This is a genomic window from Pararhizobium sp. IMCC21322 (assembly GCF_030758295.1).
In the GTDB taxonomy this organism is placed as follows: Bacteria; Pseudomonadota; Alphaproteobacteria; order Rhizobiales.
In genome coordinates this window covers 4,906,429-4,930,586 of record NZ_CP132335.1, presented here as the reverse complement: position 1 = coordinate 4,930,586, position 24,158 = coordinate 4,906,429, and the positions used below count along the sequence as shown (strand labels likewise).

The following is a 24,158-nucleotide window of genomic DNA, read 5'->3' as shown; positions in this document are numbered from 1 at the left end:
CGCTTCAAGAACAGCTTTTAGTTGGAAAGCAAATCCATATCCAATTGAATGAAGTCGCCCCGATAGACCACATCCGCCAAATAGATGATCCGGTCAGCGCTGTCACACATGATACGCCGGACGTCCGCCATGGGTTCGCCTATGGGAAGGTTCAGGACGTTCGCGGTCTCCAGATCACATTTTGAAATCGACATACTCTGACGTGCTTGTTTGATGCACAGGGTCTTGTCCTCAAATAGGATGGGCAACGCAATTTCATTGCGAAAACGCAATTTGTGCCGCTCGAATATATGTGAGGCAATATACAGGGTGATGACACAGTACGGATTTCCGTTTCGCGCATGGGTTCGCTTGATCATCTGATAGCAATCGAAAGGTTTCCCCATTTCAAAATTGTCAGGGAGCGTTGTTTGACCTTCGTCGAGATTTCTTAAATCGGGTTTGTCGCCACGATACATATTCACCAAGGCGGCGAGCGATGTTTCAACATTAAGAGGACGCGCCGCAGTTTCCTGGGGCATGACCGTTGTGCCGCGGCCTCTGCTTGATACGACAAGGCCCTCGTCCTGCAAAATTCGCATGGCCTGGCGGACTGTTATTTTGCCAACGCCGAACTCTGCGGCAAGTGCGTCCAGCGTTGGTAACAGATCGCCCTCTTTCCATCTTCCACGATCGATGCGCTGGCGCAGAGTTTCTGAGACCTGCACATAGAGGGGGGAGCGGCTGGAGCTAAGTTTTTTAACAGGCATGTCTGATCCTAATTCCCCGAGGATGCGGATACTAGCAAAAAGTTAAATGTCTATCTATAGAACTTTTAGATTGACTCTCCGCAATCGTTTTTATTATGTCTACTAATAGAACTTTTGGAGGAGATGTTCGGTTGGCTTCTAGCAGTAATGACACTGACATGTACGACTATATCGTCGTTGGGTCAGGAAGTGCCGGCTCGCTCGTCGCCAGTCGCCTGAGCGAAGATTCTGCGGCGCGGGTTCTTGTTGTTGAAGCGGGCGGGCCGGATCGGGGTTTCTGGCTTCGTTTGCCGGTCGGGTATTTCAAATCCATCTACAATGAACGTTTTTCCCATCTGTATAAAAGTGAACCGGGAGAGGGCGTATCCGGTCGCCAGATAGATTGTCCGCGTGGCCGGGTCGTTGGGGGGTCCAGTTCGATCAACGGACTGATCTTCATCCGGGGACAGCAGGAAGACTACAATGATTGGGAGGCTTCGGGTGCTGAAGGCTGGAATTACAATCAGGTTTTGCCGCACTTTCGCAAATTCGAGAATTACCAGGGTAAACCGTCGCAGTTTCGCGGTGCCTATGGTGAGTTGTCAGTGTCAGACCTGCGCAATCAAAATGACGCCTGTGACGACTGGATGAAAGCGGCAATCAGTACAGGCCTGCCAGCCAATGAAGATTTTAACGGTGAAAGCACTTATGGCATTGGCTCATATCAACTGACTTTGAAAGGCCGCTGGCGCGAAAGTGCTGCCACAGCTTTTCTCAAACCGGCTCTGGATCGCAGCAATCTGACATTGTCCACTGGAGCACAGGTAACCCGCCTGATTATTGAAAAGGGCAGGGCTGTCGGCATCGAGTATCTGCAAGCTGGCGAGCTCAAACGGGCTTATGCCGCTTCTGAAGTGATACTTTGCGGGGGCGCGGTACAGACACCGCAATTGCTTCAATTGTCCGGGATCGGACCAGCTGACTTGTTGTCGTCCATGGGGATCACCCCATTGGTGGATGCGCCGGAGGTTGGCGAAAACCTCCAGGACCATTTGCAGATGCGGACGATCATTGAGCTTTCAGATACGCGCTCATCCTTAAACGATCATGTGCGCAACCCGCTGAAATTAGCCAAGATGGGCCTGGATTGGCTGCTGCACTCCAAAGGGCCGCTGACGGTCGGTGCCGGCCAGGTTGGTGGCGCGGTCTGCAGCAAATACGCGCAAAACGGCCGTCCCGATTTACAGCTCTTCGTCATGCCGCTGTCGGTGGATAAGCCTGGAACGCCATTGCACCGCTATTCCGGTTTCACCACGTCGTTTTGGCAGTGCCATCCGCAAAGTCGTGGCAGCATCCATATTCGTTCCAGCAACCCAAATGACGACCCGGCGATTCAACCCAACTACCTGTCCGCTGAGCACGACTGCAAAATTATGGTTGAAGGCCTCAAGATGGTTCGGGATATCTATCAGCAACCAGCGTTCAAAAGCCGCTGGAAACGGGAGGTCATACCGGGCGCTGCACATCAGAGCGATGATGAGATACTCACCGCAATCCGCCAGAGTGCGGGCACTGTCTACCATCTTGTTGGAACCTGCCGCATGGGTTCGGACCAGAAAGCCGTCGTGGACCCCCAATTGCGTGTGAACGGCATTGACAGCCTGCGGGTCATAGACGCGTCCGTAATGCCGACAATCCCTTCAGCCAACACCAATGCCGCCGCTTACATGATTGCCGAGAAAGGAGCCGCGATGGTCCAAGCAGCGAAACAGTGACTCACGTTCAACGATCTCTAACAGGAGGAAACTAAAATGAAACAAGTATTGAAAGCTATTGCTGTCAGCAGCCTGCTGCTGTCAGGAGGAAGCGCTCTGGCTCAGAATGCCAATCCGTATGGATGGGAATCGGTTCCGGAAAAAAGCGGCCAGATTGTCATGAAAATTGGCCATTCCGTGAACATGGAATGGTCATCGCATACGGCAACACTGAAGCGTTTCGCGGAACTCGTGTCGATCTATACCAATAATGAAATCCGGCCTGAACTGTTCCCGGGTGCGCAATTGGGTGGCGAGCGTGAAATGGTACAGCAGGCCCGACAGGGTGCTCTGCAAGTCACATTGCCAGCGACCAACAATCTGGCAGCATTGGCACCGTCGCTCAACGTCTTCATCCTGCCTTATCTGGCAACTTCGACAGAACAGGTTAACTATCTGCAGGATGAACTGACGCCCTACCTTGTGCCACGCGTGATCAAGGAAGCCGGTGTGCGGATTGTCGGATGGGAAAATTCCGGCTGGCGTGCGTTTTTCTACAAGTCCGACAAGGCCATCGAAAAGCCTGCAGATCTTGCAGATCTTAAAATGCGTGTGCCACCGAACCCGATCATGATCGCTTCTTACGAGGCTTGGGGCGGGAACCCGACACCTATCGCATGGTCTGAACTATACTCTGCCTTGCAGCAAGGTGTTGTCGAAGGCGGGGACAACCCTGTGACCGATGTGATCGGCATGAAGTTTAATGAAGTCATCAACCGCATGACGACTTTCCACTATACGATCCTCACACACCCGATTGTGGTGTCAGAGCGTTGGTTCCAGGGTCTGAGTGAAGAGCATCAGGCGGCCATATTGCGGTCCGGCAAAGAAGCTACGGACTACATCCGCTGGTGGCAGCCGCTGGATGAAGCTGCATGGTGGGAAAAGGCAAGAGAGGCCGGCGTCGAAATCACCGCGATTGAAGACGAATCCGAATGGATTGAAAAGGCGCGTGCCATCTGGCCCGACTATTACGATGCCATCGGAACGGACGGCGAAGCGGTCGTCAACAAGGCGCTTGAAGTTCTGGCGACATATCCCGGCGACAAATAATACAAGCTCCCCTCGCGACTTGAATGTCGCGAGGGGCATTTCATCATCGGAGGCCGCATGACCGTGTTTTTGAAAAAAACCCTGTTGCTACTGGCATCAATCTTTCTGGCCTTCATGGTCGGATCGTTGTTTTTGCAGGTTATCGCACGCGAGTTTCGCTGGGCGGTGGATTGGACAGAAGAAACCGGACGCTTCAGTTTCATCACCATGGTTTTCATCGCTGCTGCCTACGGTACGCTGACACGCTCACATCTCAGCGTTTCCGTGTTTTCAGATGCAGCTGCTCAAAAGTTCGGTCCCCGGCCCATATGGTTTCTGCACACCATCATCATACTCGGATTTGCAGCGGTTATGGTGGTGTTTTCTGCCCTGAATTTCATTGACGGGCTGCAATATCCCAACACATCTCCGGCGCTGGGCTTCAATCAAAACAATCTGTTTGTCGCGATGTGCGGGGGCTTCATCATCATTTTTCTGTTGCATTTGAGTGACCTGATTGTCCTGCTCCGGGGAGGCTCACTCAATGAATGATGTCATTCTTATCCTATGCGTGTTGTTTCCCTTGTTGTTGCTCCTTGGTGTGCCAATCTATGTTGGTCTTGGAATTGTCGGACTGACCATCAGCTACGTTACAGATGCGCCGCTGGTGTTCGCCACCCAGAATGTACTGAACGGTCTTGATCAGTTTCCATTGCTCGCTATTCCGGCCTTCATACTGGCTGGCAACATCATGGAAAAGGGCGGTATTACAGAAGACATTATCAGTATTTTCCGCCATGCTTTCGGTCACATAACCGGCAGTCTGGGGCTGGTGACAATCTTCTCCTGCATGTTCTTTGCCGCCATATCCGGCTCCGGTCCGGGAACAGTTGCTGCCATCGGCGCGATCATGATCCCGGCCATGATTAAATATGGCTATCCGGCCTCATATGCGGCCAGCGTGTCTGCAACCGGCGGCACCCTCGGGGTCATGATCCCGCCAAGCAACCCGCTGATTATCTATGGCATCATCGCCAATGTTTCGATTGCAGATCTGTTCGCAGCCGGGATGGTTCCGGGCATTTTGACTGCTTTGATGCTGGCATTTGTCGCCTATCTTCTGGCGCGCAGAGCCGGTGCGGTCATGACGAAGGACGAGAACGCGCCGCGCGGCAGCATCTGGTTATTATTATGGAAGGCGAAGTTTGCACTCTTCCTGCCGGTGCTCATTCTTGGTGGTATTTATTCCGGTATTTTCACGCCGGTCGAAGCTTCGGTCTGCGCGGTGGTTTACGCGCTGATTGTCAGCGTTGTCGTCTATCGGCAACTGACATGGGCTGGACTATCGACGGCATTTGAAGGTGCTATAAAGCTGGGCGGTGCGCTGATGATCATTGTCGCATGCTCCACTCTTTTTGCCACGGTCATTACTCTGGAGCGCATTCCCCAGGATGTGGTTGCGACCTTCAGCGGGCTGACCGATAGCCCGATCGTGATTATTCTGATCATCTGTGCGTTGCTGATCGTGATTGGCACATTCATGGAAACCATCAGCGCCATTATCATTTTGGCACCCATACTTGTGCCGCTGGTGGTCAGCTACGGCGTCAATCCGGTGCATTTCGGCATCATTCTGATTGTGACGATTGAGATTGCGTTTCTCACACCGCCTCTGGGTGTGAACCTGTTTGTCGCCAGTCAAATCGCAAACATCAAGTTTGAAAAGGTTGCCATTGCAATCCTGCCATTTGTCGCCACTCTTATGCTGGCGATGCTCATCGTCATCTTCTTCCCACAGCTCAGTCTGTGGTTACCCGAAACCTTGAGAAGCCTGAGGTAAAGACCTGTGTCCGATAAGAATAAAGTTGAAATACGAAATCCCGCCAATCCATCCCAGATCGTGGGCTCATTTCCCACGACCCCTGAAGGCGACGTTTCAAAAATGATGGAGACGGCCCGTAAAGCGCAGGTGGCGTGGGCGAAAGTACCGCAGCCGGAACGGGGCAAACAGCTTGATGCTTTTCTTAACGGACTTGAGGCGAGACTCGATGACATCGCAACCTCCATCACCCGCGAAATGGGGAAACTTTTGGGGGAGTCCAAAGGCGAGGTGAACAAGGCTTTGGGCGAGGGGCGAGCCATGGTGCGACGGTCATCTGCCCCGATTGGCGAAGTGCTTCCCTCCCAGAAACCCGATACCGTGGTTTATTCAACGCGTCGACCACGCGGTGTCATCGTTGGAATTAACCCCTGGAATTTTCCGTTCAGCACGCCCATTCGCAAGACGATCCCTGCGCTGCTGTTCGGCAATGCAATTGTGCTGAAACCATCGGTCAGTACGCCCGGCGCTGCTTTCATCATGCAGGAGGTTGCTGATGCCACGCTACCGAAAGGCCTTTTCCAGATAGCCTACGGGTCAGGCGGCCTCGGCACGGCGCTGACCGGCGCGCAGGGTGTTGATGCGATCAGTTTTACCGGCTCTGTCGGCACGGGCCGTATTGTGGCGCAGGCCGCAGCGGCAAATCTGACCGAGATCAGCCTTGAATTGGGTGGCAAGAATCCGGTGATTCTCAACGATGCGACAGATCTGGATGCAGCTCTCGATCAGATTTACGCGGCCGCCTTTGCGGTGTGTGGTCAGCGCTGTACAGCCATCAGCCGTGTCATCGTCCGCCGGGAGCTCGAAGCGGCTGTTGTTGACGGTCTGGCGAAACGTGCCCGTGCGGCAAATCCGGGCGACGGAATGGATGCCGCCACCACGCTCAGTCCGTTAATGGGCAAAACCGCCCTTGATGATGTTGCAGGCTTTGTTGACCGTGCGCGGGCGGCAGGCGCCAATGTAGCAGCTGGGGGAGAGCGGATTGATCAAAATGGCGGGTATTTTTATGCCGCTACGATATTGTCAGACGTGACCGCCAATATGGAAGTCGCGCGGGAAGAAGTCTTCGGTCCTGTGCTTGCGGTCATCGCCTATGACGATATCGATGAAGCGATGCATATTTGTAACGACATTGAATTTGGCCTTGCAGCCTGTCTGTATTCCGAACAGACACCGCTGGTGGATCGCTTTATTGCGGAAGTGGAAAGCGGCATGATCCATGTGAATTGTGGAAGCTTTCCTGAAGACCACGCACCCTTCGTTGGCGTGAAGAACTCTTCGCTTGGTGTTGGCGGTTCTAACGGCCCCTCAACGCTTCACTTTTATACGCAGGAACATACTGTTTTCCGGAAAGGTAAGGCGTGAGCAAGGCACGCCCCGACCATGAAGAGGGAACGCGTCTTACCCTGAAAGTTAGCTCTGAAGACAATGTCGTCACGGTTCTGGACAGCGAACTGGATCGTTGCCTGATCGCGGGCGGTTTGGTGATTGATAAAGGCATTCCCTTCGGTCACAAAATTGCGCTGTGCGACATCGCGTGCGGAAGGGACGTGATCAAATATGGCGTGGTCATTGGGCGTGCAACATGCCTGATTGCGCAAGGAGAGCATGTCCATGTCCACAACATCGTCTGATGTCCTGGGCCGGGGGTGGCTGCGGTCAGATGGACGTTTTGGTGTGCGCAATCATGTCATAGCTCTTTCCACTGTTGCACTCACTGACAGGGTGACAGCTCTGGCCGCTGCACAAGCCGATGGCGTTCTGCCGATTACACCTGGATTTTTGCGCGGACTACGTGGCGCCGATGCGGACCTTCAGACGGCCATGATAAAGGCGATTGTAGTGCATCCCAATGTCGGCGCGGCCCTTGTGGTGACCCACGACCGTGCATCTGCTCTGGCGCTGGAACAGAGTTTTGCCAGTGCAGGAAAGCCGGTCGTTGTTGTGGCACTGATGGGGTGCAAGGGCATACAAACGGCGCTGAACGAACTGACCGCCAAGTTGCAGGACCTGCAGGAATTGGCAAGCCAGGCACCACAAGAGCAGATGACTTTCAGTGACCTAACAATTGCGCTGGAATGCGGTGGATCGGATGCGACATCAGCGCTTTGCGCGAATCCGACAATTGGTCGGTTTGTGGATCGTCTGATTGCCGCAGGCGGAACTGCCATCGTCTCTGAAACAGCGGAGTTTCTGGGCGGCGAGGATGTGGTTCGCTCGCAATCGAACAGCCCGAAAATTGCAGAAGCCATTCTGGCCTGTATGGCCAACGAAGAAGCAATGATGAAAGAGGATGGCAGCGATTATCGGGGCGTCAATCCAACGCAGGAAAATATTGAAGCCGGCCTGAGCACGCTGACTGAAAAAACAATGGGTGCGCTTTGCAAGATTGGTAGTAGCCGTTTTGCCGGTGCGCTGACCTTTGGTCAACGTCCGCCGGGCAATGGTCTGTTTTTCATGGACACGCCGTTTTTCAGCCCCACCTCCATGACCGGCATGGTGCTGGGTGGAGCCCAGATCACACTGTTCGCGATGGGGGTGTTCAATCCGTCCGGTGTTCCGCTTGCGCCTACCATCAAAATCTGCGGCAACCCAAACACTTTATCCGATTGGGCCGATGGCATTGATGTAGACGTGTCCGGTATTATTTCGGGCGCTCATACCTATGATGACGGGGCAAATTCCATTGAAAACTTCATTGAAACAACGATCGGAGGCGCGATGACTTGCGCAGAAAAATGGCAAGAAGGTCAGTTAATTGTGCCAACCAGTCGATCAGCATTGTGACGTGATTGCGGTTTTGAAAAAAAGTGAGCCAGCTGTTGCCTTTGCTCAATTGGGCCCATTTTCTGCACCGCTTGACCGGCCGCCAATGAACGCGGAATCCAGCGAACGCTCATTTTTGTCGTCGACGGTTCCGGGTGGCTGCGCTGTGTTATGATTTTCGACGTTTTGAACAAGGTATGAATCTGTGACAATCCCGACCATCGCCCGGATAGAAACCTGGGCTTACAGAGTCCCTCTTTCCCGACCGGTTGAGACGTCATTTGGAACCATGCGGGACAGGCCCGCTGTTTTCATTCGGATTGAGGACGATCAGGGTGTCTTTGGCTGGGGAGAAATATTTGCCAACTGGCCTGCAGCCGGTGCCGAACATCGTGCGCGTCTGGTGCTGGAAGACATATCCCAATTGCTGCTTGGTACGGATGCGCGAAAACCAGAAGATATTTTTCAGGACTTAACCCGAAAGACCCACATCAGGGCTCTGCAATGTGGGGAATTTGGACCTTTTGCGCAGGCTATCGCCGGAATTGACTGCGCGCTGTGGGATTTGCGCGCGCGCGCGGAAGGCAAGCCATTGCGTCGCCTTTTGAACGACAAGGCGGCTGATACCATCCGGACCTATGCCAGCGGGATCGACTGCCGCACGGCCGAAGAGGCCATCGAGTCTTCCCGAAATGATGGCCACCTTGCCTTCAAATTGAAAGTTGGTTTCGATGCTCAAGATGCTGATCGCGTCGCCGGTCATGCTTCAGGACTTCGTCACACTGAAACCCTCTATCTTGATGCCAATCAGGCCTGGTCGGTCGATCAGGCCAAATCTTTTCTGGCTGGTATCAATGACATTCCGATTGGTTGGCTTGAAGAACCGATAAGGGCAGATGCGCCTGAAGCGAGCTGGTCAGAATTGCGCAAGTTCGGCAATATTTCGCTGGCCGGGGGCGAAAATATCGTGGGACTGGCCGCTTTTCGTTCTGCGATTGAGACACGGATATTGGATTTCATACAGCCGGACGTCGCTAAATGGGGTGGTGTAAGCGGGTGCTTCCATGTCGCCCGGATGACTGTCGAAGCCGGCCTGACCTACTGCCCCCATTTTCTGGGAGGCGGAATCGGGCTGCTGGCTTCCGCCAACCTTCTGGCGGCGGCTGGCGGGCAAGGCACTCTGGAGGCCGATGTCAATGTAAATCCATTGCGAGATGCTTTTCCCATACCTTCGGTGCAAGCCGGGACGATGAAACTCGACCCCGCCCCTGGTTTGGGGATCGAGACATTGCCAGAGGCCATTGATCGCTACAAAACATTCCACGCTGAGGCTTCTGTTTGTGGGTAACGGTAGCGCAAGCATCTTCCGCCTACGGACGCGGTCGCCTGAATCGATGCCTCACTATTTGCCCAACCAGACCATCCTGCCTTTGATGTAAAATCTCTAAATCAAAGGTAGAACGATCATCGAGGACGGCTGTTGCAGCTATTGCGAAGCCGGAGGTCTCAGCATCAGGTTTCTTTTCGGTGTAGCGGGGCTCGCCATTTGTTCGATCCAGATTCCCGTGTTCTGATTCTGAATGCCGTTATTTGTTCTTGAATAGAAAGTCGCAACAAATTTACCGCCCTCGCTTCGCGTCTGACGCGTGACGCCAATCAGAACTCTTGGCTGTCCGGGACGTAGGAGAAAAAGAGCTCCTCCGGAATCGCCTGGCCTAACCAAAGCCCCACCGCTGCTTTGAGCGCATAAGTGCTTTTCGTCATCGCACGGATACGAAGAAAAACGGCTGGTTCCAATTTGCCGAAATCTGGTGGTATTACTTGGAAAGCTGCCTTCCGCAGGCCTGTTTGAAGCGAACAGGTCCGTGTCGGTCCCAGCCATAGCTCGAAGCCGATCAGCGCTGCCCACCAATTGCCAGTCAACATCGCTTAAATCCGGGGAGCGTGACCACAGATTGTTGGTAGAGGTGGCGCCAAACAACCTGCCATTCGATGCCGCCATCGCGATAATTCCGTTAGCATGTCCAATATGGGTCCAGGACACATCGCTTAATACGGGATCACGAGCCCAAAGCTTGTTGTCTGTGGTTGAAGCAAAGAGCTTGCCGTTGAGGCTGGCCATTGCTCTGGCATTGTTCGCGTGCCCGATGTAACGCCAATTAACCTCATTCGCTATCGCGTTGCGAACCCAGAGTTTGTTGTCTCTCGTTGCTGCAAATAAGTTGTTGTTGTGAGCTGTCATGGCAACGACGTTATTGGCGTGTCCTATTTTCCTCCATTTTTGGTTTCTGCCGTTGGCAGGACGCATCCATAACGTATTGCCTTCGGTCGCTGCAAAGAGGTTGCCGCCGGTTTGAGCCATTCCGGTTACCAGATTTGCATGGCCAATCAACGACCAAGTGCGGCCGTTTGCATCTGCGACCCGCTTCCACAAATCTTCCAGACCACTTGTTCCCCAGCCAACAATTTGCAGATCGGAATCCTCCAATATTGTCGATTGCAGAGGCCGTGTGGCAACAACTGCCGGTATCGCAACTGAGCGCGGTACGGGCGACGTTAATTTCAACATTATGATATCGACACAGCCGATGATGGAATACTTGTCGGCCTGGGCCGTATAAGAGATATTTTCGCTATCGTGGCCAAATCGAATTGGGATATTGGTCGCAGGCTTGAAGTCGTAGAACCGATCAAATCGCTGCCAATTTCCGCAGCCGTCATCTTGTGCGACAACATTTTCGGGCTTTTCTCTGTTTCCGATACAATGACCGGATGTAAGCACGATATCGCTGGCGATGAGAGTTCCAGTGCATCCGCCAACCTGGACAACTGAATTACTCGCTGGATTTCCGATATCATCGGTACCCGCTAACAGCGGTTGACTGGTGCTGCCTATGTCACTCTGCTGGGCCGCAGCAGAACCAATCATCGAGACAGCCACGATTACATTTAATGGGATGATCCTAAGCATCACTTCCTCCGGATTATTTTGCAATCCTCGCAAAATATCGGAGTAAGACTGACGCTGACTACTGTTGATATCCACAGGTTGACGCGTTGCATTTTACAGTATTTCGAAATCATGTAAGATGAATTGCGGGGGCTCAATCAGGATTTTTCTGACATGAGCGTTGTCGATTTCATTGGTAAAATTCACGAACTTAGTAGCGCTAAATCTGTTTGGGAATTCTCTCTGAGAGAATTTTCAAAATGCGGCATCGCTTCGTTATGCCATGGATATGCAGATGGTAAACCGGATGATGCGCCACTCACTTTGCGTAACAATTATCCGGAACCCTGGAAAAACATCTACTATCAGCGGGGCGCATATCGGTACGATCTTTATGCGCAACACGTTGCAACGAGTACCAGCGTCATTCAGATTGATGGCCTTCAATTCGACTCTAAAATAAAAGAAGATTCTCTACTTTTTGAAGAGGTGAATGATATTGGAAACTTTGGCATCAATAACGGTTTTATTGTGCCATTGAGATTGGCCAAAAACGATGGATTTGGTGGCATGTTTATTGGTGATATTCCTGCAGATGAACCTGATCCGCATGGTTTTCTGGTCACCCACAAACATGATTTTCTTTTGATGGCTATGCACCTTGATGCGAAGCTTGTTCAGATTGCCACAAGGGATGCTCAAACCGAGGTGAACCTTACCAAACGCGAAAGTGAGTGCCTGACCTGGCTCGCGAGCGGGATGTTGAACGATAAAATCGCTGAGAGGTTGAAAATTTCAAATTCAACGGTTGAATTTCACCTGAGAAACGCAAGACACAAACTGAAAACACGGACGCGCGAACAGGCAGTAGCGGTTGCAATTGGGCTTGGGATTATCAAAATTTAAGGTCTTATTGTTCAAGGACCATAGGTTCAAAACTTGGATCGGTCCTGGGTACCGTAGCCGGGTCTGTTCCCCGTCAGCGCTCATGGAATTAATTGAGCTGATTGCTTAAGGGATATGAAAGATGGATCAGCCAACGGTGATCAGAATGTCATTGCCTTCAATTTTAACAGGATAGGTTTTCAACTTAACGCAAGCTGGTGCAACTGTTGGGTCGCCAGTGCGATAGTCAAAAGAGCCGAAATGCAACGGGCACTCGATTTCGAATTCATCGACAATACCTTCGCCGAGGTGTGCTTTTTCATGGGTGCAATAGCCCTCAGTGGCGTAATATTTACCATCGGGTGCATGAAAAATTGCGTATGTTTTGTCCCCATGATCAAAGCGCATCACGTCTTCTTCGTCGATATCGGTGGTACTGCAAGCTCGAATAGTCTCAGTCATCCTGTCATCCCTTTTTTGTATTTAGATCTTTTCCAGAGCGTTTTTGAACGCGTGAAATTCTGCTTCTGGCAAACCAGGTGTCTCCCTTGCGGTCGGGAAACTTCCCTCCAAGGAGGCGGCTTTGAATGCGCTCAACGCAGAAATTCGCTCCTGATGAAGCTCCTTGTATTTCTCGCGCAGATTGCCAAACGCTCGTGCGTGTCGCGGCGGGTTTTCGGTTTCACCGCATAGATCATTCATGAAAAGGAAAGAGACGTCACCGCCACTACCAGAACCAAGAGATACGCATATGATACTTGTACGCTTGGCAATTTCCGTCATGATCGGGCCGGCGATAACTTCAGATTCAGCTGAAAACGCGCCGGCATCCTCCAGGCGCTTGTAGTCCTTATAGAGTTCCAGCGCTTCATCCGCAGTTTTACCAACTGCACGCAGTCCGCCAATCGAAATTGACTTGCGTGGAACCAGGCCCAGATGCCCCATCACGGGAATGCCTTCACGAGTGAGCTTTTCGACCGTGGAAAAACTGCGTGGTGTGATGATCGCATCAACACCTAACTGCAGCACCCGAAACGCCTCACGCATGACGTCATCGACTGTCACATGTTCGGTGATCTTGATTGCTGCCGTACAGAACGTCGTCTTATTCGCCTCCCGAACGATTTGCGCATTGGCCGCATCACAGATCATCATGTCAAAACCTGCGGTCTCGACAGCGCGGGCTTCTTCCGCTGTGTTTGCAGTCGTTTGAATGAGCTTTCGCCCTTCCTTTTTTGCCTGACGCATACACGGAATGGTTACAGTTCTCTGTGCGGGTTGAGCCGCAAAAGTGTAGATATTTTTCATGTAGAGAATCCTTTAGCCGCGTCCAATAAACGGCATGGCAGTTGCCATCACTGTCAAAAATTGAATGTTTGCAGAAAGCGGTAGATTCGCCATATGTAATACGCTGTCGGCTACATGTTGCACATCCATCACTGGTTCTGGCTTGATGGATAAATCAGCCTGAGGTACACCACCGCCCATTTTGGCGGTCATCTGTGAAGCGGCGTTACCGATGTCTATTTGACCGCAGGCAATATTGTACGGCCTACCATCCAAGGAAATTGTGCGGGTCATTCCTGTGATCGCATGTTTGGATGACGTATATGGTGTGGACCCGGGACGCGGCACCGATGCAGAGATTGAGCCATTGTTAATGATCCGGCCTCCCTGTGGATCTTGTCTACGCATCAAGTTGAACGCTCCCCGCGCCGCAATAAATGCGCCCACAAGATTCACATTGATCACTTTCTTGAAATCTTCAACTGAAACATCACCAATAGGTGCAGCCGATACATTGTTACCGGCATTGTTGAACAAAACATCTAGACGCCCATGGTCCGTTTCAATTTTCGCATAAAGCGTGTCGACTTCTTCGGCATCTGTGATGTCAGCGGATATCGCGGAGGCATTGTTGCCAATTAGCTCTGCGCTTTCTTCCAATGCATCTAAACGCCGACCGGTGACCACAACATGATACCCGTTCGCGCCAAGCATCAGGCCGCAGGCACGTCCAATGCCGGAGCCTCCACCTGTAATTAATGCAATTCTTTTCATTATTTTCACCCTCCCAGATCGTCAGTTATGGTCGATTTTCTTTCGGTGGCAACGGCTCGCGGGTCCTGTTTCCGTCTTTGTAAAGCGTAAGATGTGTCTCGATGGCCTTGATGCACCTTTCGGCATCCCGTTCGATTGCGGCCTCATAAATATCGAGGTGCTCTTTCGCAGTGACCTCTTGGCTGAATCCGTAGTTTGGAAAAGTGGAGACCGCATACATTCGGAATGTGTCAAACGCTGTCTTGTAAGCTTGCATCAGCAAATTGGAGCCGCATGCGGACATCACAGTAAAATGAAATTCCCAGTCTTGCAGCGACCAGTGGCGCACGTACTTCTTGGCATCTTTAGTCGCCATCATCTGTTTCTCAACATAAGCGAGCTTCTGATAGGCAGCGCTTAGTGATACTTCCCAATCAAAGTCGCCGTTGCGAAGCGATAGAAGCACCGCTTCACGCTCAAGGACCAAACGAAGGTGTGCCGCTTCACGAAAAGTCTCGTCACTGTGGACGACAGCTCGGAAACCCAGGTTTTTCTCTGAGACAACGAAACCCTCGCCTGCCAACCTCAGCATAGTTTCGCGCAATACAGAACTGGTGCAGCCGAATTCCTCTTTCAGATGTTGGGGGATTAAGCGTTCACCTGACTTCCAACGCCCCCAGATCAATCCGGAACGTAATGCTTCATAAGGATTGGTCGCGTCATTTGTCATTATACGAGGAAAGCCTTTCGGGAAATCGAGGGCAGAGTACCAGCATGATTTGAGATTTCAAGAATAATCGAATATTATCTTATAATCAAATGTGTTATTTATTTTCGAAAGTTATTGACTCTTTGCTTTGCACTGATACTTTTGCAGCTTCACCACTTTACGCGCTGAGGACAGAGGCATGGCCAAACCGAAGACGACGATAGATGAACATGGTCAGATACGTGATCGCCGCGGCGAATGGCGTTCTGGGCGCCCTGTGTTTTTGGAACCGCTTCTAGATCGCCCATGGGATTTGAAAGGGTTGCTGCGCTGGATGTTCGGATTTCCGGGTATGCTCTACCCGTGGTTTGCAATTTATATGTTCGTAATAGGCATATCATACGCTTTCTTCACCCCAGAATTTGAGGTGATGAAAGCCTTTGCTTGGGGCTGGGTTGCAGAAATTTTCGTTCGCAACGTCGTAATCGCGACTCTCTGGTATGGCGCCTTCCACCTGTGGTTTATTAAGTACCAAATGCAGGGTCGGAAGAAAAAATACAACGGCAATTGGATGTCGAAAAACAATCCGACATTCCTCTTCAACGATCAGGTGTATGACAACGTCTTTTGGGGCTATGTTGGGGTTTTGTTTTGGAGCGCATATGAATGCGGCATGTGGATGCTCTATGCAAACAACATGCTGCCGTTCATCAGTTTTGAAACCAGTCCGATCTATTTTTGCCTGTTAATGCTTGCCGTTCCATTCTGGCGCAACTTCCACTTTTACTGGATTCACCGGCTGATCCACTGGAAACCGCTTTACGATTGGGTTCACTATTTGCACCACAAAAACGTCAATGTCGGACCGTGGTCTGGAATGGCGATGCACCCTGTTGAACATCTCTTCTACTTCAGTTCCATTCTTATTCATCTTGTCGTGCCGAGCCACCCTTTGCATATGATGTTCAATGCATTTCAAACAGGCCTCGGTCCTGCGGTGAGCCATTCCGGATTTGACGAGATTGTTTTCGGCGACGAGATGGCGGTCAAAAATGATCGCTATATGCATTACCTGCATCATCGTTTTCACAATGTGAATTTCGGAGAAAGTAATGTGCCCTTAGACAAGTGGTTCGGTAGTCTGCATGACGGTACTCCAGAAGCAGACGCTCATTTCCGTGAAGTACATACAGCTCGCGTGAAGGCACAAAAGACGTGAGTTCTTCTAGAATTGTTATCATCGGTGCTGGCCATGCAGGAGTGCGCGCCGCATTGTCTGCACGAGAGGCGGGCCATGAAGGGCCTCTAACAATGATTGCGAACGAAGGTATTGATTTGCCCTATGAAAGGCCTCTTTTGTCCAAATGGTCTCCAGAAAGAAGTCTTGTTCGGCCGATTGCTCCCGATCATCATTTTGAGGATGCAGGTATCAATCGAATCAATGCGAGCGTTTCTTCAATAAACCGAGAGGCGCATGAGGTTATAATTGACGACGGTACAAGCCAGCCATACTCACGCCTGTTACTGGCGACCGGCGCATCTGCACGCCGTCTTGATACAGGCCTGACCAAAGGCGCGCCAATTCACTATTTACGAAACTTAAATGATGCGGTCCGAATTAGAAAAACTGCTGATAGAGCGGCTTCAGCGATCATCATTGGCGGAGGTTTCCTTGGGCTCGAGCTAGCAGCCAGCCTACGCGGTATGGGGGTCGAGGTGCAGGTGTTGGAGTCAGCGAACCGCTTGCTGGCGCGTGCTGTGACCGAGCCGGTGGCGGCTCTTGTGCAAACTTTGCATGAGAATCATGGTGTAAAGTTTTACTTCGGCATCAAATTGAAATCACTCACCTCTGGCGCGGTAATATTGGATGATGGTCGATCGCTTTCTGCCGACCTGATTATCGCCGGCGTAGGCTCCACACCGAATACGAAATTGGCCCAGGACGCTGGCCTTGCTTTAGAAAATGGAATCAAGGTCAACACTCACCTTCAAACCACAGATCCCGACATTTTTGCCGCTGGCGACTGCTGCTCTTTCCCGCTTTATGGTGAGGACGGAGTCATGGCACGACTGGAATCTTGGCAGGCTGCGGGCGAGCAAGGCGCATTGGTCGGCCGTAATATGTTGAACCATCAGCGAATCAGCTGCGCTCTCATTCCCTGGTTCTGGTCAGAGCAATATGATCACGTGTTACAAGTTTCTGGCCTAACCGATACGACAACCGAAAGTGTCGAGCGTGTTTACGCCGACGATCATCATGTTAGCTTTGGCATTAATGAGGATGATACGCTTGCATTTGCGAGCGGCATAGCGCCAAGCACGAAGGTTGCCAAGGACATTCGTTTTGCCTCGAAGATGATTGAAGCAGGAACTTTAGTGGACAAAGCTCAGCTCGGCGATGCGACCATTGCTCTTAAGTCGCTGCTACATCGTAAGCAATTAAGCTGAATGGCAATTTGATGACAAACGCCACATTCTGACATTTGAAACTTATGATGACTGGGATTCTGTACCGATGGAGACGGAATACACCGTTTACAACCTGCCCTATGAGGCTGCGCTTTACACACTACCTCAGTCGGCATTCGAGAACGTGGAAGCCTTCGCCTTCAGGGACGCATCGTTGACGGACACCTGATCCGTCCAACGGCACCTGGCCTCGGCCTGACACTGACGCCAGAAATGGAAGCGCGCTATCCTTTTGACGAAACGGCAGTTTATTCTTGTGCCTTGATCGACTTTGGCGCGCCCCCCGACAACTACCGGGCAAGATGAAAATCACTTTGCGGCATCAGACGCATTGCAAGCATACAGCGAACAGAGCCGCAGCGCGTTCAGGAAAATTGTGCGAACAAAAATAAAAGCCAGACAGTTTGAATACTATTTCTGGAATACAGGGGACTATCACTTGCCACCTCTGACGGCCTGACATTCGGAAGTGTTCGTCATCAGAGTTTTTGGTGCCAAAGGCTGCGTAAAATAAGCGAGTATCTGGCTCATCTGGTTGGTAGTATTATGCGGGGAGTTTGCGATGTTGCAAGCGCCGGGTTTCGAGCGTTTTGCATTTGTCCCTTTCCTTTTGTTTAGAATGGCTTGAGCGCAACCGAAGTAAACATCAGACGGCAAGACGTTGTTTAGGCCCCCGTGATAATGCTGGTGATACTAGTGTTCGACGATGGCTTCAATATGCGCCTCAAGATCGCCTGGCAGGAAGCAGTTCTTCAGGGGCTGGTGCAATCGGTCTATCTAACGTTAGGGCTTTGGAATCCAAGGTGCACCGCGAACATGATCCAGGTTCTGTGAGCCGAACCGATCTGCGCCGCTGTCTGAAAGTAAAAATGGCTTATGTTGAATGACCATCTGGCCACAGCCCGAAACCTATAACGCCAATTCTAGCGGGTTGGTCACATCACTCGACTTCATCGGGTGCACCGCTTCCAGACAATGACGTATCGACCCCCAATCCGAGGAAGGCATCGTCCCCAGGCAGCAGGCCTGTTTTGTGATGCTGTATGTGAAAAATGACCGCCTGATAAGTTGATGGAAGAGCAAATTCAGGGGCGTAACCTTCGGTAGTATTTCAGCTTGTCTGTTCAATGGGATTGACGAAACGGGGTTGAAATGTTAGCTAACTTTAAGGTTAAAGTAACAGGGATGACCTCACTCTTGGGAAAGTCAAAATGTTTGCGATAAGCAATCTGGATGGCATTTCCTGGTCGGAGACACGGTGCGGATGGGGAGGCGCCCGCTGCCGGAAATGTCGCCCGCCGAGGGATCATATTGGAATCGCCTTGCGGCACGTCGTGCAAGCGAATGCTGGATATCAAACCCCCTTTACCCAACAAAGGAGACAACCATGAAACACCCGAATGCAAGATTAATCCTTCGCTCGTCGATTGCCGCTGGCCTTATATTAGCAGCGGGAAGCGCGGCTGCCGAAGGCCAGTTCGAGTGCCCTGTCGTCGGTGGCGAGTTGATCGTCGCGGTCGAGTCAGGAATTCCGACACTGGACCAACATACGACTTCGGCTGGCGCAACACGCAATGTTGCTATGAATGTCTTTGAAGCCCTGATCACCCGCGACGCGGACATGAACCCTGTTCCCGACCTTGCAACCTCGTTTGAGGTGAGCGACGATGGATTGCGGTACACGTTCCATTTGCGTGAAGGCGTGACCTTTCATAACGGCAAGCCGATGACGTCTGCCGACGTTGCTGCTTCTTTCCAGCGTTATCGCGAGATAGGCGGCAACCGGTCCAACCTTGATGCGGTTGAAAAATGGGAAATGCCTGATGACAATACTTTTGTATTGGTGTTGGAACACCCGCAAGCTACGTTCATTGAAAATCTGTCGACCTATACAGTGCCAATCGTGATCATGCCGTCCGAAGAAGCGGCCAAAGGGGTTGGTGAAATCGATATCATCGGCACCGGTCCCTTCAAATATGTCGAGTTTGTTCCAGACAGCCACGTTTTGTTGGAGCGCTTTGATGATTATGTGCCCACGGCAGTGATGGAAACTAACAGTGGCTTTGGTGGTTACAAGCAGGCTTGCGTTGATACTGTGCGGTTTCGCATGATCACGGAAACCGGAGCGCGCATGGCCGCATTGGAAACCGGCGAAGTGCATATTGCCACTTCTGTGCCAGCCATTTCCAAAAAACGGCTTGCTGCACTGGATGGTGTGGAGCTTGCAAGCCGTCTCCAGGGGCTTTCCATGGGCTACCCCAACTTTTCCAACCCGCCTACGGATAATCTGAAAGTCCGCCAGGCTATGGCTGCGGCAGTCAACGCGGAAGAAATCGCCGATGCAGGAAGTGACGGTGAATTCCAGCTTCAGGGTGCCTTTCAGTATCCCACTCAGGCCTATTATTCGGAAGCCGGCCTCGATATGTATAATCAGGCTAACCCGGAAAAGGCGCGGGCATTGCTGAAGGAGGCCGGGTACAATAACGAACCGGTTATCTTGCTGGCGACGCAGCAATTCCAGTGGTCTTACAACTCTGCTCTGGTGATGAGTGAACAGTTGAAAGCCGCAGGTTTCAATGTGGAACTCAGCGTTCTGGATTGGCCAACTGCGCTGGCGACGAGTCGTGATGCTGAGGGTGCGTGGAACTTCTTCTTTACAGTGTGGACCTCAACGGTACAGCAGGGCGGACCGATCGCGTTGCGTGGGTTTGCCGACCCGAACAACGTCTTCACGCCGCCCAACAACAAGGGACCGGCAGAGATGAACGAAATTTTTGACCGCGTCGAGAACAGTGCAACTTTGGAAGAACGGGTTGCTGCATTCGGAGAGGGCCAGAAATACGCACTGGAAAACGTGCTTGGCATTCCTTTCGGCGTGCTGAAATCCACCGAAGGCCTTCGCAGTGAGGTCAAGGGCTTTAAATCCTTCACGAATGTTCAGGTTTCAAACATCTGGATCGAAGAGTAGGCATGTAATGACCGGGGTCGCAATTTAGCGACCCCGGCAAATGTTCCAGGGGAGGGTCCGCATGATTGGCTACACCGTCAGCCGACTGTTACAGGCAATTCCGATCCTCTTCCTAGTCAGTCTGTTTGCGTTTGGTATGATCTATCTGATCCCGGGCGATGCGGCGACCGTCATTGGCGGTCCGGAGGCTTCTGCGGCAGATCTGGAAGAGATTCGCCAGAATATGGGACTGAACGAGCCATTTTTTCTCCAGATTACAAGTTTCTATACCAACCTGTTTCAGGGGGATCTGGGCAAATCCCTGATGCTTGGGACACCCGTTCTGGATGCTATCATCGACCGCACTCCGATCACGTTGGGAATTTCGATTTACTCGCTTTTGATTACCATCATTTTCGGACTGGTCACGGGGATTGTCGCGGCACTCAACCACAATAAGCTGCTGGACCAAATCGCAACACTGTTCGCCTTGATCGGGATTTCGCTGCCGAATTTCTGGCTGGCTCTTATTTTCATCGTGATGTTTTCCGTGCATCTGGGATGGTTTCCTACGGGAGGATACGTTGCCTTCAGCGAAAGCCCGATGGGTTGGCTGAAAACCACAACGATGCCGGCCGTGACTCTGGCGTTGCTACAGGCAGGGCTGCTAACCCGCATCACGCGGTCGACGATGCTGGAAGTTCTCAGTCAGGACTACATCCGAACGGCCCGCGCCAAAGGACTGAGCGAATGGATTGTGGTCGGCCAGCACGCGCTGGCGAATGTGATGATGCCCGTTGTAACGGTGCTGGGGCTTATCCTGTCAGTGCTGTTATCCGGCTCCATCGTGATTGAGGTGATTTTTGGTATTCCCGGCCTCGGTTCGCTGATGGGTAATGCCATTCTCAGTCGAGATTTTCCACTTGTGCAGGGTGGGCTGATTTCCATTGCGGCCTCTTTGCTGTTTTTGAACATCGTGGTGGATGTTCTTTATTTCTGGCTTGATCCACGCATTCGCGTCAAAGGTCGAGACTGACCAGATGCAAAGTCATATCGAAATTGATGCTATCGAGGATGAGCCGACCGGTCTGGCTCGTTTTCTTGCCACGATGCGCCGTTTCATGCGCAATCGTTCCTTCGCGATCGGCGCGATTCTGTTTGGATCGGTGGTGCTTTTAACCATTCTGGGACCATTGTTGACGGACATTTCGCCGAATGCACTATCAATGCGAAACCGCTTTCAACCACCCTCTTTTGATAATCTACTGGGCACTGACAACCTTGGTCGCGATATGTTCTCCCGGGTCATTTATGGTGCGCAGCTGAGCTTGATGATCGGAACCAGCGTTGTCGTTCTGAATGCAATTTTCGGCGTTATGCTGGGCGCGTTGGCAGGGTTTTATGCACGGCTTGATAACATATTGATGCGGATTGCAGATGCGTTGATGGCCTTTCCAGCCGTGTTGCTTGCAATCGGCATTGCAGCGGCGCTTGGCCCCTCGTCGATGACGGCGATCATAGCACTGTCTGTGGTCTATGTACCGCGGACAGCACGGGTGGTGAGATCTTCGGTTCTGGTGGTCAAAGAACTGGATTTCGTGATGGCTGCACGGGCGTCCGGCGCAACCGATTTTCGAATTATCATGAAGCACGTGCTGCCCAATTCCATGGCACCGATGATCGTGCAATTGAGTTTTGTTTTCGCCTATTCAGTGCTGTCCGAAGCGGTTCTGAGTTTCATGGGGCTGGGTGCACCGCCCACAGTGCCAAGCTGGGGCATACTGATATCGGAAGGACGGGCCTATATGCGCGAAGCTGCCTGGCTCACTGTAGTTCCCGGTATTGCCATTGCCATTACGGCCTTGGGCTTGAACCTGCTTGGGGACGGATTGCGCGATGTGCTGGATCCGCGGATGAAGGTGGAGGAGGGATGAGCAGTGATCCGCCAATTCTTTCGATCAGGGATCTGACCGTAGATTTTGCACCCAAATCCGGTCGATTGCCAGCGGTCAGCAATGTCAGCTTTGATGTGACGGCCGGCGAGATGATGTGTGTTGTTGGCGAAAGTGGATCGGGCAAAAGCGTGACGGCGCTGGCAATCATGGGTTTGCTTGCTGCCGAAACGGCGATTTCCGGTACCATCCTGTTTGAGGGGCGCGATATTACCCGGCTGTCGCGGCGGGAGTGGCAAAAGATACGCGGGCGCCAAATCGGCATGATCTTTCAGGAACCCATGACATCGCTGAACCCGGTGTTTACAATCGGTCGCCAGCTTGTTGAAACCATTCGATACCACGGGCGTGTCAGTGCAAGAGCGGCTCGTGACAGGGCGGTGGAACTGCTGGACATGGTCGGTATTCCATCACCTAGGTCCCGTCTGGATGATTTTCCGCATCAAATGTCAGGTGGCATGCGACAACGGGTGATGATCGCCATGGCTTTGATCTGTTCTCCACGGTTGTTGATCGCGGATGAGCCGACCACAGCGCTTGATGTGACCATTCAAGGGCAGCTTCTGGATCTGTTGAACGACCTGCGCTTCGAGACTGGCACTGCCATCATGTTGATAACCCATAATATGGGTGTTGTTGCCGAAGTCGCCGACCGGGTCACTGTGATGTATGCGGGCTGCGTTGCCGAACAGGCTGAGGTGATGCAGATTTTCGACCATCCGGCACATCCCTATACCACCGGGCTGATGAACAGCACACCGAAGCTGACTGAAACGCGGACGCAGCTGAACACTATTCCGGGGTCTATGCCAAACCCCGCTGCCGCACCGCCGGGTTGTCTGTTTGCCCCGCGCTGTGACAAGGCGATTGACGCCTGTAATGAGGGGCACCCCGCTCAGGTGAATCTGTCCGGCAACCACAGTTCGGCGTGTATTCGTGCCGAAATGTTGTTGGGGGAGAGCGCCAATTGAGTAAAGTTTTAATCCGCGTAGACAATCTTGTGAAACATTTCACACTGGCTACGTCGAACCCGTTTGTCCGCGAAAAACCTGTGGTGCGAGCCGTTGATGGTGTATCTTTCACAGTGGGTGAGGGCGAAACGCTCGGTCTTGTCGGTGAAAGCGGCTGCGGGAAGTCGACGGTCGGACGGCTGATCCTGAATCTGTTGTCTGCCACGTCGGGTGCAGTCAATTTTGATGGCCGCGACATTCTTTCGATGGATCCTGCCAGCATGCGCCGTGTTCGGGAAGACCTCCAGATCATATTTCAGGACCCTCATGCCTCCCTAAACCCGCGCATGACGGTGGAAGAGATCATCCTCGAACCGCTTTATGCGCAAGGTCACAAGCGAACACCCGAACTGCGTGCTTATGCGGCAGAGTTATTGGAAATGGTGGGGTTGCCCGCACGTTTCCGCAACCGTCATCCCCACCAGTTTTCCGGTGGCCAGCGCCAAAGAATTGGTATTGCGCGCGCCATAGCGCCAAAACCCAAACTGGTGGTATGCGACGAAGCAGTTTCGGCGCTGGATGTGTCAGTGCAGGCGCAGGTGATCAATCTGATGCAGGACCTGAAGGAAAAGATGGGCATGAGCTATCTTTTCATAGGGCATGATCTGGCCGTTGTGCGGCATATCTCTGACCGCATTGCAGTCATGTATCTGGGCCGAATTGTAGAAATCGCCCGGCGTGATGAATTATTCAGTCGTCCGATGCACCCCTACACGCAGGCCCTGATGGCGGCAATCCCGGTGGCTCATCCACGGTTGCGCCATAAACGCGACCGTGTGCGGGGCGAACTGCCCAGCCCCTTGTCGCCGCCGCAAGGCTGCCATTTCCACTCGCGTTGTCCATTTGCTCAAGACATCTGCCGGTCTGAAACTCCGCAATTGCGACAGATGGGCGACGAGCATCAGGCAAGCTGCCATTTCGCGGAAGATCTGCCCGGGAGGGCAACTGCAGCAAAGTAACACAAGGGGACACTGGCC

At 52.3% G+C, this 24,158-nt stretch carries 23 protein-coding genes; 17 read left to right on the top strand and 6 right to left on the bottom strand.

What is annotated here, in order from left to right; genetic code table 11:
• Window positions 1-17 precede the first annotated feature (17 nt).
• On the bottom strand, window positions 18-749 hold the full coding sequence (locus RAL91_RS23465) for a GntR family transcriptional regulator (protein WP_306258648.1): 732 nt from the start codon (window positions 747-749) through the stop codon (window positions 18-20).
• Between the two features lie 131 nt (window positions 750-880).
• Between RAL91_RS23465 and RAL91_RS23460 the strand changes: the two genes are divergently transcribed.
• The 8 genes from RAL91_RS23460 (at window position 881) to RAL91_RS23425 (ending at window position 9,567) form a co-directional block, all read left to right on the top strand.
• Window positions 881-2,503 carry a GMC family oxidoreductase gene (locus RAL91_RS23460; protein ID WP_306258647.1) on the top strand — a complete coding sequence of 541 codons (1,623 nt, stop codon included), beginning with the start codon at window positions 881-883 and terminating at the stop codon, window positions 2,501-2,503.
• A 36-nt stretch (window positions 2,504-2,539) separates the two neighbouring features.
• Entirely contained in the window at window positions 2,540-3,595 is a 1,056-nt protein-coding gene (locus tag RAL91_RS23455; protein WP_306258646.1) for a TRAP transporter substrate-binding protein, read from the top strand.
• Between the two features lie 57 nt (window positions 3,596-3,652).
• Window positions 3,653-4,126, top strand: coding sequence for a TRAP transporter small permease (locus RAL91_RS23450; protein ID WP_306258645.1), 474 nt, complete (start codon window positions 3,653-3,655; stop codon window positions 4,124-4,126).
• Entirely contained in the window at window positions 4,119-5,414 is a 1,296-nt protein-coding gene (locus tag RAL91_RS23445; protein ID WP_306258644.1) for a TRAP transporter large permease, read from the top strand. The genes RAL91_RS23450 and RAL91_RS23445 overlap by 8 nt, the downstream gene beginning before the upstream one ends.
• A gap of 6 nt (window positions 5,415-5,420) precedes the next feature.
• Window positions 5,421-6,818 carry an aldehyde dehydrogenase gene (locus RAL91_RS23440; RefSeq protein WP_306258643.1) on the top strand — a complete coding sequence of 466 codons (1,398 nt, stop codon included), beginning with the start codon at window positions 5,421-5,423 and terminating at the stop codon, window positions 6,816-6,818.
• Window positions 6,815-7,087, top strand: coding sequence for a UxaA family hydrolase (locus RAL91_RS23435; protein ID WP_306258642.1), 273 nt, complete (start codon window positions 6,815-6,817; stop codon window positions 7,085-7,087). Before RAL91_RS23440 ends, RAL91_RS23435 begins: the two co-directional genes overlap by 4 nt.
• Complete coding sequence (locus tag RAL91_RS23430) at window positions 7,068-8,240, top strand: UxaA family hydrolase (protein WP_306258641.1); 1,173 nt, start codon at window positions 7,068-7,070, stop codon at window positions 8,238-8,240. The genes RAL91_RS23435 and RAL91_RS23430 overlap by 20 nt, the downstream gene beginning before the upstream one ends.
• Before the next feature lie 184 nt (window positions 8,241-8,424).
• The gene (locus tag RAL91_RS23425) at window positions 8,425-9,567 is read left to right on the top strand and encodes a mandelate racemase/muconate lactonizing enzyme family protein (RefSeq protein WP_306258640.1); all 1,143 of its coding nucleotides are present in this window, start codon (window positions 8,425-8,427) and stop codon (window positions 9,565-9,567) included.
• 138 nt (window positions 9,568-9,705) lie between these two features.
• Here the strand turns inward: RAL91_RS23425 and RAL91_RS23420 are convergent, their stop codons facing one another.
• Window positions 9,706-11,265, bottom strand: a complete 1,560-nt coding sequence (locus RAL91_RS23420; protein ID WP_306258639.1) for a trypsin-like serine protease — start codon at window positions 11,263-11,265, stop codon at window positions 9,706-9,708.
• A gap of 78 nt (window positions 11,266-11,343) precedes the next feature.
• On the opposite strand from RAL91_RS23420, the gene RAL91_RS23415 reads away from it, so the two are divergent.
• Window positions 11,344-12,075, top strand: coding sequence for a LuxR family transcriptional regulator (locus RAL91_RS23415; RefSeq protein ID WP_306258638.1), 732 nt, complete (start codon window positions 11,344-11,346; stop codon window positions 12,073-12,075).
• A gap of 126 nt (window positions 12,076-12,201) precedes the next feature.
• Here RAL91_RS23415 and RAL91_RS23410 read toward each other — a convergent pair whose 3' ends face one another.
• From RAL91_RS23410 to RAL91_RS23395, 4 genes are read right to left on the bottom strand one after another with little or no spacing between them, the layout of a single operon-like run.
• Complete coding sequence (locus RAL91_RS23410; RefSeq protein WP_306258637.1) at window positions 12,202-12,516, bottom strand: MocE family 2Fe-2S type ferredoxin; 315 nt, start codon at window positions 12,514-12,516, stop codon at window positions 12,202-12,204.
• A gap of 21 nt (window positions 12,517-12,537) precedes the next feature.
• Window positions 12,538-13,362 carry a 3-methyl-2-oxobutanoate hydroxymethyltransferase gene (locus tag RAL91_RS23405; protein WP_306258636.1) on the bottom strand — a complete coding sequence of 275 codons (825 nt, stop codon included), beginning with the start codon at window positions 13,360-13,362 and terminating at the stop codon, window positions 12,538-12,540.
• 12 nt (window positions 13,363-13,374) lie between these two features.
• A complete protein-coding gene (locus RAL91_RS23400; RefSeq protein WP_306258635.1) occupies window positions 13,375-14,115 on the bottom strand; it encodes an SDR family oxidoreductase in 741 nt (246 codons plus the stop codon).
• A gap of 25 nt (window positions 14,116-14,140) precedes the next feature.
• Window positions 14,141-14,824: a GntR family transcriptional regulator gene (locus RAL91_RS23395; protein WP_306258634.1), complete on the bottom strand. Its 684-nt coding sequence runs from the start codon at window positions 14,822-14,824 to the stop codon at window positions 14,141-14,143.
• Window positions 14,825-15,002: 178 nt separating this feature from the next.
• On the opposite strand from RAL91_RS23395, the gene RAL91_RS23390 reads away from it, so the two are divergent.
• From RAL91_RS23390 to RAL91_RS23355, 8 genes are all read left to right on the top strand, one after another.
• Entirely contained in the window at window positions 15,003-16,022 is a 1,020-nt protein-coding gene (locus RAL91_RS23390) for a sterol desaturase family protein (protein WP_306258633.1), read from the top strand.
• Window positions 16,019-17,251 (top strand): NAD(P)/FAD-dependent oxidoreductase, encoded by a 1,233-nt coding sequence (locus tag RAL91_RS23385; protein ID WP_306258632.1) that lies wholly within the window; start codon window positions 16,019-16,021, stop codon window positions 17,249-17,251. Before RAL91_RS23390 ends, RAL91_RS23385 begins: the two co-directional genes overlap by 4 nt.
• A gap of 702 nt (window positions 17,252-17,953) precedes the next feature.
• On the top strand, window positions 17,954-18,106 hold the full coding sequence (locus RAL91_RS25175) for a hypothetical protein (RefSeq protein WP_371932457.1): 153 nt from the start codon (window positions 17,954-17,956) through the stop codon (window positions 18,104-18,106).
• A 553-nt stretch (window positions 18,107-18,659) separates the two neighbouring features.
• Window positions 18,660-20,240, top strand: a complete 1,581-nt coding sequence (locus tag RAL91_RS23375; RefSeq protein WP_306258631.1) for an ABC transporter substrate-binding protein — start codon at window positions 18,660-18,662, stop codon at window positions 20,238-20,240.
• Between the two features lie 61 nt (window positions 20,241-20,301).
• Window positions 20,302-21,255 (top strand): ABC transporter permease, encoded by a 954-nt coding sequence (locus RAL91_RS23370; protein ID WP_306258630.1) that lies wholly within the window; start codon window positions 20,302-20,304, stop codon window positions 21,253-21,255.
• A 4-nt stretch (window positions 21,256-21,259) separates the two neighbouring features.
• Complete coding sequence (locus RAL91_RS23365; RefSeq protein WP_306258629.1) at window positions 21,260-22,153, top strand: ABC transporter permease; 894 nt, start codon at window positions 21,260-21,262, stop codon at window positions 22,151-22,153.
• Window positions 22,150-23,142, top strand: coding sequence for an ABC transporter ATP-binding protein (locus RAL91_RS23360; protein WP_306258628.1), 993 nt, complete (start codon window positions 22,150-22,152; stop codon window positions 23,140-23,142). The genes RAL91_RS23365 and RAL91_RS23360 overlap by 4 nt, the downstream gene beginning before the upstream one ends.
• The gene (locus tag RAL91_RS23355; RefSeq protein ID WP_306258627.1) at window positions 23,139-24,140 is read left to right on the top strand and encodes an ABC transporter ATP-binding protein; all 1,002 of its coding nucleotides are present in this window, start codon (window positions 23,139-23,141) and stop codon (window positions 24,138-24,140) included. The genes RAL91_RS23360 and RAL91_RS23355 overlap by 4 nt, the downstream gene beginning before the upstream one ends.
• Window positions 24,141-24,158: the final 18 nt, after the last annotated feature.